The following is a 12,518-nucleotide window of genomic DNA, read 5'->3' as shown; positions in this document are numbered from 1 at the left end:
CGGCCCGCGGCCCGCGCGCTACGGCCGGTACCCGCGCGGCCCGGGGTCCGGCTGGACGTGCTCCTGCCGTACGCCCGCCCCGTCGCCGCCGAGCCCACGCGCCGGGCCCTGGCAGCCCTGCACCAGGGCGATGCCCACCGCCACCAGCAGGGTGACCACGACGAACACGAAGAGGCGCTGGCGCAGCAGCCGCGGATTGGCGGGCCGCAGCCCGGTCCCGGTGTTCCGGGGCGCCGGGCGCCCGGTGCCGCTGTGCGGGCCGGACCGGCTGCCGCTGCCCGGCCGCGTCCCGTTGCGCCCGGTGGGCGTCGGCCGCGCACCCGACCGCGACGGGGTGCCGCCGCGTGCGGCGCCACCGCGCACCGGGGTCCGGCCGCGCTGACCGCCGCCCGACGGCCGGTTGCCGGTGCCGGACGCCCGGGACGCGCCCCGCGGACCGGTTCCGCCCTGGGACGCCGGGCCGCCGTCGGCCGGCGTGACGCCGTCCCGCGCCGGAGCGCCACCTCGGGGCGGGGGAGTGCCCCGGCCCCGCTGGCCACCGGACGTCCCCGGGGCCTGCCGGCCCCGGCCGCGGTCGGGGTAGGTGTCGGCGGGCCGTTCGGCGTCGCCCCCGCGTGGCGCGGGTGGCCGGACGCCGGTCAGGTCCTGGGACTCGCGGGCCGCGATCTCCTTGAGCCGCAGCGACAGTTGGAGCGTGCTGGGCCGTTCCTCGGGGTCCTTCGCCAGGCACGCCCGCACCAGCGGGGCCAGTGCGTCGGGTACGCCCTGCAACTGCGGTTCCTCGTGCACCACCCGGTACAGCATCACCTCGGAACTGCCGTGCCCGAAGGGCGAGTCGCCCATCGAGCAGTAGGCGAGGGTGGCGCCCAGCGAGAACACGTCCGTGGCCGGGGTGACGGCCGCCCCGCGCACCTGCTCCGGCGCGAGGAAGCCCGGCGAGCCGACGGCCGTGCCCACGTGGGTCAGCGTCGAGGCACCGGTCGCCCAGGCGATGCCGAAGTCGATGATCCGCGGCCCCTTCGGGGACAGCAGGATGTTGGACGGCTTCAGATCCCGGTGCACGACCCCGGCCTCGTGCACCGCGACCAGGCCCTCCGACAGGGCGGCACCGACGGCGGCGACGTCCGCCGCACCGAGCGGCCCCTCGGCGGCGACCTTGTCGTGCAGGGACGGGCCGGGCACGTACTGGGTGGCGAACCAGGGGCGGTCCGCGTCGAGGTCGGCGGCCACGAGCCGGGCCGTGCAGCCGCCGCGGATCCGTCTGGCCGCCGAGACCTCACGGGCGAACCGCGAGCGGAACTCCTGGTCCTCCGCGAGATCGGGCCGGATGACCTTGAGCGCGACCCGCTGCCCCTTCTTGTCGGAGCCCAGGTAGACCACGCCCATCCCGCCCGCGCCCAGCCGTCTGTGAAGCTTGAACGAGCCGACGACGCGCGGGTCCTCGCGCCTCAGGCGCATCATCGCCATGTTCATCCCCGCTGCCCGGTCCTGTGACGAGCCACAGCTTACGTTTCCACGGCCGCCCGCGCGCAGAGGCCGCGCCCTCTCGGAGTGATGGATTGTCAGTGGTCGGTGGGAGAATTGAAAGGTGGTCAGGGAGGGCGCGGGGAGGCGGACTTCGCGCCGTGCGTGATCCCAACCACCCGTCGCAGAAGGGGGATTGGTCCTGTGAAGGGTGATCGCGTGGAGATAGTCGTGGATGCCGGGGACACGACGCGTACGTACGAGGTGGTGGCGAGCCGGGCCGGCCGCAGGGTGGAGACGGCGGTGCGCCGGGGTGTCGTGGAAGTGAGCGAAGTCACGCGAACCGGGGCAGTCGTACGTACGGCGCGGTTCATGGCGAACCGGGTGCTGGCGCTCGTGGAACAGCCGGTTCCGCGGGAGGAGAGCTCGGAGAAAGCGGGATGATCCGGTCGTCCCGTCGGGGAAGACCCTGAGACACCGGCCGGTGTCTCCACCCAGGGGAGTACATCGCGTGGGACGGCTCATCCTCCGGGAGGCCCGGCAATCGGTACGAGGGCATGACGCCCGGGAGGGGCCGCGCGCCTAGATTTGAGGTCAAGCGGCGGGTGCAGCACTCGTCCCCCGAGGTCAGACACCCGCCGCTGTCAACGACAACAAAGCAGGTCAGGAGAGGGACCATGGCCCACACGGCACCGCGGACGCTGATCCGCGAGGAGGGACGCAAGGTGTACGCCGCCGCGTTCCGCCCGCGCCGCCAGGGCCGTCGCCACCCCGTGGTGGCGACGCTGATGGCCCTTCCCCTGGCGGCCCTGCTCCTCCTCGTCTTCGACGGGTGGGAGACAGTGGCCACACAGGCGTCGTCCGTGGGAGAGATGCTGGGGCGCTGAGCGGCGACCCCAGGCCCGGAAGAGCGGTCCGGGCGGGGACATCCACCCATGAAACCCCGTGGGGACGGGGGTGCGGCGGACGGCACAAATGCCGGCGCAGCTGGGGAGCTGCGCCGGCATTGCTTTTCCCCGACGACGGCCTACCGCGCGGGGGGGGGGGGGGGCAGGGGAACCCCCTGGCGGATCGAAGGCGAGAGCATACGAGGCCACTCCGCCGTTCCGGACGGTGTATTCACCGTGTCCGGTGCGCATGCCGAGAGCCTGCGGGGTCAGCCCGCCGCTGCGGACGGTGCAATCACCCGGTCCGGTGCGGACGTCGGGAGTGTGCGAGGCCCGGGCCGCCGCGCCCTGACCGCCCATTCACTCCGCGGGGTCCGGACCGTGTGTCCACCTGGCCCGGTGCGCACGTCGGGAGTGTGCGAGGCCCAGGCCGCCGCGCCGGAACCGTGCATCCACTCCGCCGGTCCGGACCGTGCATCCGACCGGCCTGGTGCGGACTCCGGGAGCGTGCGAAGCCGCTCCGGAAGGTGCATTCATCCGGCCCGGCGCCCGACGCCGATGGCGTGCGGGGCCACCCCGCGCTCCGGACCGTGCACCCACTCCGCCGCTCCGGACGGTGCATCCCCCCGGCCCGCCGCTGACGCCGGGAGCGGGCGAAGCCACCCCGGCGTTCCCGACCTTGCCTCCTCCCGGGCCTGACACCGACTCCGGGCACTCGGGAACCCGCCCCTGCGCCCCGGCGTACCCTCACCCCGTGACGCTCGCCCCGGACCACCGGCTCATACCCGCCCTCACCGCCACGGCCCGGGAGCGCGCGCATGCCGGCCCCGCGCGTTGCCCCTGCGGCGCGGCCACCCTCGCGGACCGCCCCGACGGCACCGTCGTACGCCACGGCGACACCGTCGCCAAGGCCCACCCCCCGGGCACCGTCCCCGCCGAGCTGACCGGCCGGCTCGCCGTCGCCGCGAGTCACCCCGGCATCCTGCTGCCCCCGCTCGCCCCGGCCCCGCTCGACCTGCACGGCCGCCTGGTCACACTCTGGCCCTACGGCACCCCCGTCGACCCGGACGACCCGGACGCCGCCCCCTGGGAAGCCGCCGCGACGCTCCTCGCCCGCCTCCACCGCGTCCCCGCCCCCGCGGGTCTGCCGCCCATGCGCGGTCCGGTCAAGGCGGCCCGCGCCGTCGCCCGGCTCCGCCAAACCGCCGGAGCGCCTTCCGCCATCGCCGCCGTGCTGCGCGCCTGGGACACCCTCCCCGCCTGGGCCCGCGCCGAGGCCCCCATGCCCGACACCACCACCCTCTGCCACGGCGACCTCCACCTCGGCCAGCTCCTGCGCCACCCCGTCCCCGACGGTCCCTGGCTGCTGATCGACGTGGACGACCTCGGCGTCGGCGTCCCGGCCTGGGACCTCGCCCGCCCCGCCGCCTGGTACGCCTGCGGCCTGCTCCCGCCCGACGCCTGGACCCGGTTCCTCGCCGCCTATCGCGCGGCCGGCGGCCCGGCCGTACCCGCCGACGGCGACCCCTGGCCCGCCCTGGACGTCCCGGCCCGCGCCCTCACCGTGCAGACCGCGGCCCGGTCCGTGACCAAGGCGGTCGCGGCCGGACGGCCCCTGGACGAGGTGGAGCAGGCGGTCCTGGACGCCTGCGGGCGCATGTCCGCCATCCCGCCGCACTTGGCGCAGGACCGCGCGAAGTAGGGTGCAACCGACCAGGGCGGGACGGAGTCTGTCCTGGCGAGACGCGAAGCAGCACCGACGGGCGAGGAGTTGAACGACCATGCAGTGTCCGAAGTGCCATGCGCCGATGCACACGTACAACCGCAACGGTGTCCAGATAGAGCAGTGCAGCGGCTGCCGAGGGATCTTCCTCGACTACGGCGAGCTGGAGTCGCTGACCCGTCTGGAGGCCCAGTGGTCCCAGCCGGGCCCACCGCCCCCGCCCGCCCCGCAGGCCTACCCCGCCCCGCCGGCCCCCGCCTGGGGCGCCCCGCACGGGCACCACGGCCACCACGGTCACCACCGCAACAAGGGCTTCGGGCACATGCTGTTCTCGTCCTGAGACGCCCACGCACGACGAAGCCCCCGGCCGTCGAACGGCCAGGGGCTCCGGTGTGATGTGGACGATACTGGGATTGAACCAGTGACCTCTTCCGTGTCAGGGAAGCGCTCTCCCGCTGAGCTAATCGTCCTCGGGACCATGACCACCGAATGCAGCGGATCATGGGCACTGCGTGCGCGATACTGGGATTGAACCAGTGACCTCTTCCGTGTCAGGGAAGCGCTCTCCCGCTGAGCTAATCGCGCGGGTGGATCTCCGGGAAGATCCAGTGGACGATACTGGGATTGAACCAGTGACCTCTTCCGTGTCAGGGAAGCGCTCTCCCGCTGAGCTAATCGTCCTTGGAGGTGGAGACGGGATTTGAACCCGTGTAGACGGCTTTGCAGGCCGTTGCCTCGCCTCTCGGCCACTCCACCAGGAGTGCAGGGGGCCGGGAGCCCCCTCTTCCTTCGAGCGGACGACGAGGCTCGAACTCGCGACCTCAACCTTGGCAAGGTTGCGCTCTACCAACTGAGCTACGTCCGCTTGTCGTTTCGGTCCGCTCTCGCGGCCCGGCGACGTGTTGAACTCTAGCGGATTCCCGTGCCAGTACAAAAACGCGTTTGCGCAGCGTGCTGCGCCTGCCCTGCTCAGGGGCGCCGGCGGTGCCCTCGAAGGGACATCCCCCGGTCACCCGCCGGACACCCGCCATAGACTCGACAACGTGCTCGACCTCCCTCCCCTCGCCCGCTTCGGCGACCGTGTCGCCACCGGGCTCCTCGATGTCACCGACGATCCCGAAGCCCTGGAGTCCAGCGGTTTCTGGGCCGTCTGCGCCGACTTCGAGGGCCGTCTGACCTGCGCCCGCTTCGCCCAGGTGCGCACGGCGGAGGTGCCCCCGCCCGTACCGGGCGCGTGGCGCGGCCCGGCGGCGGGTGACTGGGCGTCCTCGCTCGACCGCGCCGGGTACACGGCGGCGGTGCGGCGGATCCGCGACCACATCGCGGCCGGCGAGGTCTACCAGGCGAACCTGTGCCGGGTGCTGTCCGCGCCCGTGGCACCCGCCGCCGACGTCGACGCCCTCACCGCGCTGCTCGCCCGCGGCAACCCCGCCCCCTACGCAGGAACGATCCGCCTGCCCGGGCACGGCGTGGAGATCGCCACGGCGTCCCCCGAGCTGTTCCTGCGCCGCGACGGACGGGTCGTCGAGTCCGGGCCGATCAAGGGCACCGGCCGCACCGAGGCCGACCTGCTGGAGAAGGACTACGCCGAGAACGTGATGATCGTGGACCTGGTGCGCAACGACATCGGACGGGTCTGCGCCACGGGCAGCGTCACCGTGCCCGACCTGTGCGCCGTGGAGAAGCACCCGGGCCTGGTCCACCTCGTGTCGACGGTCCGCGGCGAGCTGGCGGACGGAGCCGGCTGGGCCGAGCTGCTCGGCGCCGCCTTCCCGCCCGGCTCGGTCACCGGCGCGCCCAAGTCCAGCGCCCTGCGGATCATCGACGCGCTGGAGACGGCGCCCCGCGGGCCGTACTGCGGGGGGATCGGCTGGGTCGACGCCGACCGCGAGGCCGGTGAGCTGGCCGTCGGCATCCGGACGTTCTGGATCGACCGCGCCGAGGGCCTGCTGCGCTTCGGCACCGGCGCCGGCATCACCTGGGGGTCCGACCCCGAGGGGGAGTGGCGGGAGACCGAGCTGAAGGCGGCCCGGCTGCTCGCGATAGCGTCGGGCACGAACGAGGTGAGTGGAGAGGACCTGACGTGAAGATCTGGCTCGACGGCGGACTGCAGGACATCGAGTCCGCCCGCGTCTCCGTCTTCGACCACGGGCTGACCGTGGGCGACGGCGTCTTCGAGACGGTGAAGGCCGTGGACGGCCGGGCGTTCGCGCTCACCCGGCACCTCGACCGGCTCACCCGCTCCGCGCGCGGCCTCGGCCTGCCCGACCCGGACCACGACGAGGTGCGCCGCGCCTGCGCCGCAGTCCTGAGGGAAAACCCCGTCCCGCTCGGCCGCCTCCGCATCACCTACACCGGCGGCCACGGCCCGCTCGGCTCCGACCGCGGCGACCACGGGCCGACCCTCGTCGTCGCCCTGGGCGGGACGACCCGCCGCCCCGACTCCACCGCCGTGATCACGGTCCCCTGGACCCGCAACGAGCGCGGCGCGCTGGCCGGCCTGAAGACCACCTCGTACGCCGAGAACGTCGTCGCCCTCGCCCGCGCCCGCGAACACGGCGCCTCCGAGGCCCTGTTCGCCAACACCGTGGGGCAGCTCTGCGAGGGCACCGGGTCGAACGTCTTCGTCGTCCTCGACGGCGCGATCCACACCCCGCCGCTCGCCTCGGGCTGCCTCGCCGGCATCACGCGCGCCCTCACGATCGAGTGGACCGGGGCGCAGGAGACCGACCTGCCGCTGGACGTCCTGGAGCGGGCCGACGAGATCTTCCTGACGTCCACGCTGCGGGACGTGCAGGCCGTGCACCGGGTGGACGGCCGTGAGCTGCCCGGAGCACCGGGGCCGGTGACCGCCAAGGCCATGCAGGTCTTCGAGGAGCGGTCCGGGAACGACCTCGATCCCTGACCGCCCGCCTTTATTGAGCTGAACAGGTCCGCGGTTACGGGTAGAACACCCCTGATGACCACGACCCTGCGGCCGACCGAGCCGCTTCAGCAGAACGCCGACGGGACGCGCTCGCGCCGCTACCAGGTGTGCGTGAACGGCCGTCCGGTAGGGGCGATACACCTCGGCACGCATCCCGTGTTCGGCGACGGGGTGGCCCGGATCATGAAGCTCCGCATCGACGAGCCGGACCGCGGACGCGGCCGGGGCACGGTGGCCGCGCTCGCCGCCGAGGAGGTGGCGCGCGGCTGGGGATGCCACCGGATCGAGGGCACGGCCCCCGGGGGGTCCGAGCGCGCGCTGCGGTTCGCCACGGCGCTCGGCTACGTCGTGCGCAACCGCGGCATGGAGAAGGAGCTCGGCGACACCCCGCCCGACCTGCCCTCCGGCAGCCGGGCCCGGCCCATGACCGAGGCGGAGTTCGGCCCCTGGCTGGAGAAGGGGAAGGCCGACTACGCGCGCAGCTGGGTCGAGCGGGGCGTCCCGGAGGCCGAGGCCCGGGCCAAGTCCGAGCGGGACCACGCCACGCTGCTGCCCGAGGGCCTCGCCACCCCCGGCATGCTGATCAGCGTCGTCGAGCACCTGGGCACACCCGTGGGCACGCTGTGGCTGGCGGTGCGCGAGAGCAGCGGCTTCGTCTACGACGTCGAGGTCGACGCCGTCCACCGCGGTCAGGGGCACGGCCGCACCCTGTTGCTGCTGGCCGAGGCCCAGACGATCGCCGAGGGCCGGCGCACCCTCGGCCTCAACGTCTTCGCCGGCAACACCCCGGCGGAACGGCTCTACGCGTCCCTGGGCTACAGGACGACGCAGTACGCCCTGTACAAGCCGCTGTTGTAGCGGCCGCGGGGCCGGGGAGGGTGATCAGTGCTGCTGTCCGGCCAGTAGCCGGTCCGCGATCTCCTCGATCCGCTCGCGCAGGCCCTCCTGGCTCTTGCCCCCGTCGAGCCGCTCACCGCCGATGACGTAGGTCGGGGTGCCGGTCACGCCGATGGCCTTGCCCTCGGCCTGGTCGGCGTCCACGATCAGGATGTGCCGGCCGTCGACCAGCGCGGTGTCGAACTCCTCGGCGTCCAGGCCCAGTTCGCGGGCCACCTCGACCAGGAAGGGCTCGCCCCGGCGGCCCAGCTCCTCGACCCGGCCCAGCACGGCCTCCACGTACGCCCATCCCGAGCCCTGCTCCCACGCCTCCTCCGCGGCCTGGGCGGCGGCGAAGGCGTGCTTGTGCTTCTCCAGCGGGAAGTGCCGCAGCCGCAGCTCGAGACGGTCGCCGTAGCGCTCACGCAGGGCACGCAGGTCGTCCAGCGCGGTGCGGCAGTCCGGACACTGCAGTTCGCACCAGATCTCGAGCACGGGGGCGGGGGAGGAGTCGTTCATGCCGACAGTCTTCCAGGAGTCGCGGCCGGTGGCGCAGCCCGCACCGGCACCTGGGGAGGAGGGGACCCGGAGATGTCCCTGATGTCCGGCGGCGGCATGGCCCGCGGGGGTATCGCGGGTGCAGGATGGAAAGGACGAAGTGCCCCGCCCGACCCCGCCACGCCTGGAGGACCGGATGATTGCCGAGACCGTCTGCTCCGCCGTGGCCGCGGCCGGCCTGGGCATCGCGGCCGTCACCGCGTACCGCAAGCGCTTCCTCGCGGCGGTCCGCATCGCGGCCTACTCGCTCGTGCCGATCGGGCTGGTGATGACGGGCGTCGTCGAATGGCTGGCCGACACGGCCTTCAGCCCGACCGCCTGGGCCGGCTTCGGTGTGCTGGGCCTCGCCTGGGTGCTGTTCGCGACCACACGCGTGGTGGAGCGCCGCCGCGGCGGCGGCACCCGCAAGGAGCGCAGGGCCGCGGCCCGCGCGGCGGGCCGCTCCGACGCGGTGGCTCCGGCGGCCTCGGCGCCCTCCCTGGGCCAGGGCACGCGCCCCGCGGCCCGGCCCGCGGCGGCGTCCCGGGGGGACGACGACTTCAGCGACATCGAGGCGATCCTCAAGAAGCACGGCATCTGACGCCCGCGCGCCGGCCGAACCGTCACAGTGGGTCTCCGGGCGCGCGAAAATGATCACAATCCGTACCGGACCTCGCGGAATCGGGGCACACCCGCACCGAACGAGGCCGCCGATCGCGCCCGGCCCGGCGACTGCGTCATCATCGCCGCGAGATGCTGGACACGACGAAACAGAGCGACCCCGCCCCGCCGCAGGACGAGTCCCGTTCCCCTCGGGACGAACCGCGTGGTTGCCTCTTCGCCCTTTCCCAGCCACCGCTGATGATCTTCCTTGCGGTGATCGGGTGTCTGCTGCTCATGGCCTCGTTGCACGATCTGCTGTTGCTGTGAGCCGTACCCGCGGTACCCGGCGCCACCCGCCGGGACCGCGTCGGCATCCCCCACCCCGATGGTCGGGCGAAGGCCCGGGCTCTCAGCCGGCCGCTTCCTTGCGGCGGGCCCGGTACGCGGCCACGTGCAGCCGGTTTCCGCAGGTGCGGCTGTCGCAGTAGCGCCGGGAGCGATTGCGGGACAGATCGACGAAGGCCCGCCGGCAGTCCGGCGCCTCGCACCGCCGCAGCCGCTCCTGCTCCCCTGCGACCACGAAGAACGCCAGCGCCATCCCGCAGTCGGCGGCGAGGTGGTCGGCGACGGACGCGCCGGGCGCGAAGTAATGAATGTGCCAGTCGTAGCCGTCGTGGTCGGTGAGTCGGGGGGTGGTGCCGGCGGCGGCGATCAGCTCGTTGATCAGGCCGGCCGCGGCGCGCGGGTCCGGGGCGGCGAAGACGGAGGCGAACCGGCCACGGATCTTCCGCACCGCGGACAGGTCGAACTCCGAGAGCACGCCGACGTCGCTGATCTCGTGGTTCCGTACGAAGTCCGCGAGAGTGGCCACGTCGGGCAGCCCGTCGGCCGTGTCGTCCTCCGGCGCGGTGTTCACCAGATCGACCACGGTGTCGAGGGCGCACCGGGTGTCATGGGTGATCAGCACGATTCGCTCCCTGGCCTGGGGGTCGGGCGGGCGCCCGTCGGTGGGGGCCGATGGTAACGGCTCCGCATCCGCCGGACCGCCCTCACGCCCGCACATGGCTTCGAATACAACGCAGCCGGGGCCGCCGTGGTTCCCCAGGCGGCCCCGGCACGAGCGGCGGCGCGACGCGGACCGGCGCCGGCCCGCGTGCTCCGCGGTGCAGGCGCCGGTGTATCCCGTATGCGGTTGTCCGGGCCCGAGCCGTCTCCCCGAGTCGACGGCGCCGGGCGGCTTGTGAGGGCCTCGGCCTAGCTTTCCGCCAGGATGTGCGAGAGCTCCTGATCGAGATCGAAGTGCCGGTGTTCCGTGCCGGGAGGCACAGCGGCGTCGGTGCGCTTCAGGAAGGACTCCAGGGCCCGCGCCGGGGCCTCCAGCAGGGCCTCGCCCTCCGGCGAGCTCAGGGCGATGCACACGACGCCCTGACCGTGACTGCGCGACGGCCAGACGCGGACGTCGCCGGTGCCCGTGGGGCGGTGAAGCCCTTCGGCGAGGAGGTCGCGGGCGAACACCCACTCGACGGTTTCCTCGGCTCCGGTGTGGAAGGTGGCGTGCACGGCGTAGGGGTCGGCCGTGTCGTACCGCAGGCCTGCGGGGACAGGCAGGGAGGACTCGCTCGACACAACGAGGCGCAGGTGCAGCTCGCAGCTGACCGTGGTGTTCATAAGCGCCAGGGCCTTTCGCTCAGTGTGCGCTCGGGGATTCGCACGTCGGCGAAATCGACATGCCACCTACGGTGCCGTTGTAAACCCCTCTGAGTGTTTTGCGTGCCTTTACGTAACTCTTCCGGCCGAGAGATCGTTCGCGCCGTGCGTCCATTCCGGTGACTGGTTTCGCTCGGGTAGTGTTTGGCCGTATGAATACGGGGAGTGACGAGCCGGGCGAGGTGGCCGTGGCGTCGAACGAGACGGGGACGAACGAGGTGCCGGGCGAGCCCGACCGAGGGCTCGGCTCGCGCGCGCCGGAGTTCATCAAAGCGCGCCGGCTGCTGCATGTGAGCTGGCAGGTCGGGGTCTTCATCATCGGGCTCGCGGTCGTCGTGGCGGGCATCATCATGCTGCCCCTGCCCGGGCCGGGCTGGGTCGTGATCTTCGGCGGGATGGCGATCTGGGCGACCGAGTTCGTGTGGGCGCAGCTGGTGCTCCGCTGGACCAAGCGGAAGGTCACCGAGGCGGCCCAGCGTGCCCTCGACCCCAAGGTGCGGCGCCGCAACATCATCCTGACGAGCCTCGGGCTGGTCATCGTGGCCGTACTGGTCGGTGTCTACGTGTGGAAGTTCGGCATCGTCATGCCGTGGAAGATCGAGAACCAGTGACCCGCGTCGGGGGTGCCGGCGCCGATCGATGGTCACAGGCACCCCCTGACATGCGGTAATGTTCTTCCTGCGTCCGGGCGATTAGCTCAGTGGGAGAGCGCTTCGTTCACACCGAAGAGGTCACTGGTTCGAACCCAGTATCGCCCACCCGGACCGGCGGCCCACCTGCGATGAAGCGGGTGGGCCGCCGTCGTTGTGTCGGCGGCGTGGCGGGGCGGAGCGAGACGGGGCGGGGGAGTGGCCGGTGCGTGCCGGGGCCGCGGGAGTGGCCGTCAGTGCCGTCGGTGCCCCGCCGCTGCCGGTCCGACATCGGCCCCCCGAGGGCCGGGCGCCCGTCGTCGCCACCGGTTTCGTCGGGGCCACCGCCGCCCCTCCCGGCTCCGCCGTCTCTGGCGACCTCCCCGACTTCGCCGCCATCGCCTTCGGCTTGCTCGGGGCTGTCGTCGTCTCCGGCCTGCTCGGCTCCGCTGCCGTCGTCTCCGGCCTGCTCGGCTCCGCCGCGGTCGTCTCCGGCCTGCTCGGCTTCGCCGTCATCGTCTCCGGCCTGCTCGGGGCCATCGTCGTCTCCGGGCGCTCGGGTCGCCGTCATCGCCTTCGGCCTTCTCGGGGTCGTCCTCGTCTTCGGGCTCCTCGGCTCCGCCGCGTCGCCGTCGGCCTCCTCGCGACCGTCATCGTCTCCGGCCTGCTCGGCTTCGCCGTCATCGCCCTCGACCCATCGACCCATCGGCCCGCCATCGCCGTAGGCCCCCCGGCTCCACCCATCGTCATCGGCCCTCTCGGGGCCGTCGTCGACACCGGCCTCCTGGCCGTCACCATCGCCGTCGGCCCCCTCGGGGCCGCCATCCGCACCCGCCCACCACACCCGCCCTCCAGGCCCGCCCCGCCCCGCGGTAACAACCTGCACCTTGCCTTGGGGCACCGCCGGAGGTGCCCCCGCGACCCACCCTTCAGGCCCACCACCAACCCCGCCCCACCTCGCGCCGCACCCCGCCCCGTCCCGCCGCGCGCAGCACCCCGCTCCCCGCCCCCGGGGGCGCTGGGCGGCATCGCCAGGGCTGCTCCCAAGACCGGCCCTCCGGGGCAGTCCGCAGGCGGCCACGCCTGTCCGAGCCGCGCCGCACCGGCCATCCCGCGCCGCTCCGCGTCTCCCCGCGTCGCAGACACCCCGTGCAAGATCCGCAGGT

General features: G+C 73.4%; 14 protein-coding genes and 6 tRNA genes. 11 read left to right on the top strand and 9 right to left on the bottom strand.

Features of this window, described 5'->3' with window-relative positions:
• Positions 1–18 precede the first annotated feature (18 nt).
• Positions 19–1,473 carry a protein kinase domain-containing protein gene (locus tag ACPXCS_RS15320; RefSeq protein ID WP_425949727.1) on the bottom strand — a complete coding sequence of 485 codons (1,455 nt, stop codon included), beginning with the start codon at positions 1,471–1,473 and terminating at the stop codon, positions 19–21.
• Between the two features lie 195 nt (positions 1,474–1,668).
• On the opposite strand from ACPXCS_RS15320, the gene ACPXCS_RS15315 reads away from it, so the two are divergent.
• The 4 genes from ACPXCS_RS15315 (at position 1,669) to ACPXCS_RS15300 (ending at position 4,414) form a co-directional block, all read left to right on the top strand.
• Positions 1,669–1,908, top strand: a complete 240-nt coding sequence (locus ACPXCS_RS15315) for a hypothetical protein (protein ID WP_425949725.1) — start codon at positions 1,669–1,671, stop codon at positions 1,906–1,908.
• A gap of 233 nt (positions 1,909–2,141) precedes the next feature.
• Positions 2,142–2,351 (top strand): hypothetical protein, encoded by a 210-nt coding sequence (locus ACPXCS_RS15310; protein WP_425949723.1) that lies wholly within the window; start codon positions 2,142–2,144, stop codon positions 2,349–2,351.
• Between the two features lie 754 nt (positions 2,352–3,105).
• A complete protein-coding gene (locus ACPXCS_RS15305; RefSeq protein WP_425949722.1) occupies positions 3,106–4,053 on the top strand; it encodes a phosphotransferase family protein in 948 nt (315 codons plus the stop codon).
• A gap of 79 nt (positions 4,054–4,132) precedes the next feature.
• Positions 4,133–4,414: a zf-TFIIB domain-containing protein gene (locus tag ACPXCS_RS15300; protein WP_425949720.1), complete on the top strand. Its 282-nt coding sequence runs from the start codon at positions 4,133–4,135 to the stop codon at positions 4,412–4,414.
• A gap of 58 nt (positions 4,415–4,472) precedes the next feature.
• Here the strand turns inward: ACPXCS_RS15300 and ACPXCS_RS15295 are convergent.
• The 5 genes from ACPXCS_RS15295 to ACPXCS_RS15275 all read right to left on the bottom strand — a co-directional run bounded on the left by ACPXCS_RS15295 (position 4,473) and on the right by ACPXCS_RS15275 (position 4,939).
• Positions 4,473–4,544, bottom strand: a tRNA-Val gene (locus ACPXCS_RS15295).
• Positions 4,545–4,587: 43 nt separating this feature from the next.
• Positions 4,588–4,659: transfer RNA gene (locus ACPXCS_RS15290), tRNA-Val, on the bottom strand.
• A 24-nt stretch (positions 4,660–4,683) separates the two neighbouring features.
• Positions 4,684–4,755: transfer RNA gene (locus ACPXCS_RS15285), tRNA-Val, on the bottom strand.
• 1 nt (position 4,756) lies between these two features.
• Positions 4,757–4,830 (bottom strand) — tRNA-Cys (locus tag ACPXCS_RS15280).
• A 36-nt stretch (positions 4,831–4,866) separates the two neighbouring features.
• Positions 4,867–4,939 (bottom strand) — tRNA-Gly (locus ACPXCS_RS15275).
• Positions 4,940–5,117: 178 nt separating this feature from the next.
• Between ACPXCS_RS15275 and ACPXCS_RS15270 the strand changes: the two genes are divergently transcribed.
• The 3 genes from ACPXCS_RS15270 to ACPXCS_RS15260 are packed head-to-tail and all read left to right on the top strand — an operon-like array spanning position 5,118 to position 7,858.
• Entirely contained in the window at positions 5,118–6,161 is a 1,044-nt protein-coding gene (locus ACPXCS_RS15270) for a chorismate-binding protein (RefSeq protein WP_425949718.1), read from the top strand.
• Positions 6,158–6,979, top strand: a complete 822-nt coding sequence (locus ACPXCS_RS15265) for an aminotransferase class IV (RefSeq protein WP_425949716.1) — start codon at positions 6,158–6,160, stop codon at positions 6,977–6,979. Before ACPXCS_RS15270 ends, ACPXCS_RS15265 begins: the two co-directional genes overlap by 4 nt.
• A 54-nt stretch (positions 6,980–7,033) precedes the next feature.
• On the top strand, positions 7,034–7,858 hold the full coding sequence (locus tag ACPXCS_RS15260; protein WP_425949714.1) for a GNAT family N-acetyltransferase: 825 nt from the start codon (positions 7,034–7,036) through the stop codon (positions 7,856–7,858).
• 24 nt (positions 7,859–7,882) lie between these two features.
• On the opposite strand, the gene ACPXCS_RS15255 is transcribed toward ACPXCS_RS15260, so the two are convergent.
• On the bottom strand, positions 7,883–8,395 hold the full coding sequence (locus ACPXCS_RS15255) for a DsbA family protein (RefSeq protein WP_425949713.1): 513 nt from the start codon (positions 8,393–8,395) through the stop codon (positions 7,883–7,885).
• A gap of 175 nt (positions 8,396–8,570) precedes the next feature.
• On the opposite strand from ACPXCS_RS15255, the gene ACPXCS_RS15250 reads away from it, so the two are divergent.
• A complete protein-coding gene (locus ACPXCS_RS15250; RefSeq protein WP_425949711.1) occupies positions 8,571–9,014 on the top strand; it encodes a hypothetical protein in 444 nt (147 codons plus the stop codon).
• A gap of 152 nt (positions 9,015–9,166) precedes the next feature.
• Positions 9,167–9,343, top strand: coding sequence for a hypothetical protein (locus tag ACPXCS_RS15245; protein WP_425949709.1), 177 nt, complete (start codon positions 9,167–9,169; stop codon positions 9,341–9,343).
• 82 nt (positions 9,344–9,425) lie between these two features.
• Here the strand turns inward: ACPXCS_RS15245 and ACPXCS_RS15240 are convergent, their stop codons facing one another.
• Both ACPXCS_RS15240 and ACPXCS_RS15235 read right to left on the bottom strand, forming a co-directional pair.
• A complete protein-coding gene (locus ACPXCS_RS15240; protein ID WP_425949707.1) occupies positions 9,426–9,983 on the bottom strand; it encodes a CGNR zinc finger domain-containing protein in 558 nt (185 codons plus the stop codon).
• 287 nt (positions 9,984–10,270) lie between these two features.
• Complete coding sequence (locus ACPXCS_RS15235; RefSeq protein ID WP_004002642.1) at positions 10,271–10,684, bottom strand: SsgA family sporulation/cell division regulator; 414 nt, start codon at positions 10,682–10,684, stop codon at positions 10,271–10,273.
• 191 nt (positions 10,685–10,875) lie between these two features.
• On the opposite strand from ACPXCS_RS15235, the gene ACPXCS_RS15230 reads away from it, so the two are divergent.
• Positions 10,876–11,334 (top strand): TIGR02611 family protein, encoded by a 459-nt coding sequence (locus ACPXCS_RS15230; protein WP_425949705.1) that lies wholly within the window; start codon positions 10,876–10,878, stop codon positions 11,332–11,334.
• Between the two features lie 75 nt (positions 11,335–11,409).
• Positions 11,410–11,481, top strand: a tRNA-Val gene (locus ACPXCS_RS15225).
• Positions 11,482–12,518 lie beyond the last annotated feature (1,037 nt).

This window comes from Streptomyces sp. DT190, from assembly GCF_049846985.1.
Classification (GTDB): Bacteria; Actinomycetota; Actinomycetes; order Streptomycetales; family Streptomycetaceae; genus Streptomyces.
The sequence above is the reverse complement of the archived record's forward strand: the minus strand, read 5'-3'. Positions and strand labels throughout refer to the sequence as shown.

Excerpts from the sequence above, each read along its gene's own strand:
- ACPXCS_RS15320 (WP_425949727.1), bottom strand. The coding sequence starts at position 1,473 with ATGAACATGGCGATGATGCGCCTGAGGCGCGAGGACCCGCGCGTCGTC.
- ACPXCS_RS15310 (WP_425949723.1), top strand. The coding sequence starts at position 2,142 with ATGGCCCACACGGCACCGCGGACGCTGATCCGCGAGGAGGGACGCAAG.
- ACPXCS_RS15300 (WP_425949720.1), top strand. The coding sequence starts at position 4,133 with ATGCAGTGTCCGAAGTGCCATGCGCCGATGCACACGTACAACCGCAAC.
- ACPXCS_RS15260 (WP_425949714.1), top strand. The coding sequence starts at position 7,034 with ATGACCACGACCCTGCGGCCGACCGAGCCGCTTCAGCAGAACGCCGAC.
- ACPXCS_RS15255 (WP_425949713.1), bottom strand. The coding sequence starts at position 8,395 with ATGAACGACTCCTCCCCCGCCCCCGTGCTCGAGATCTGGTGCGAACTG.
- ACPXCS_RS15250 (WP_425949711.1), top strand. The coding sequence starts at position 8,571 with ATGATTGCCGAGACCGTCTGCTCCGCCGTGGCCGCGGCCGGCCTGGGC.
- ACPXCS_RS15245 (WP_425949709.1), top strand. The coding sequence starts at position 9,167 with ATGCTGGACACGACGAAACAGAGCGACCCCGCCCCGCCGCAGGACGAG.
- ACPXCS_RS15235 (WP_004002642.1), bottom strand. The coding sequence starts at position 10,684 with ATGAACACCACGGTCAGCTGCGAGCTGCACCTGCGCCTCGTTGTGTCG.
- ACPXCS_RS15230 (WP_425949705.1), top strand. The coding sequence starts at position 10,876 with ATGAATACGGGGAGTGACGAGCCGGGCGAGGTGGCCGTGGCGTCGAAC.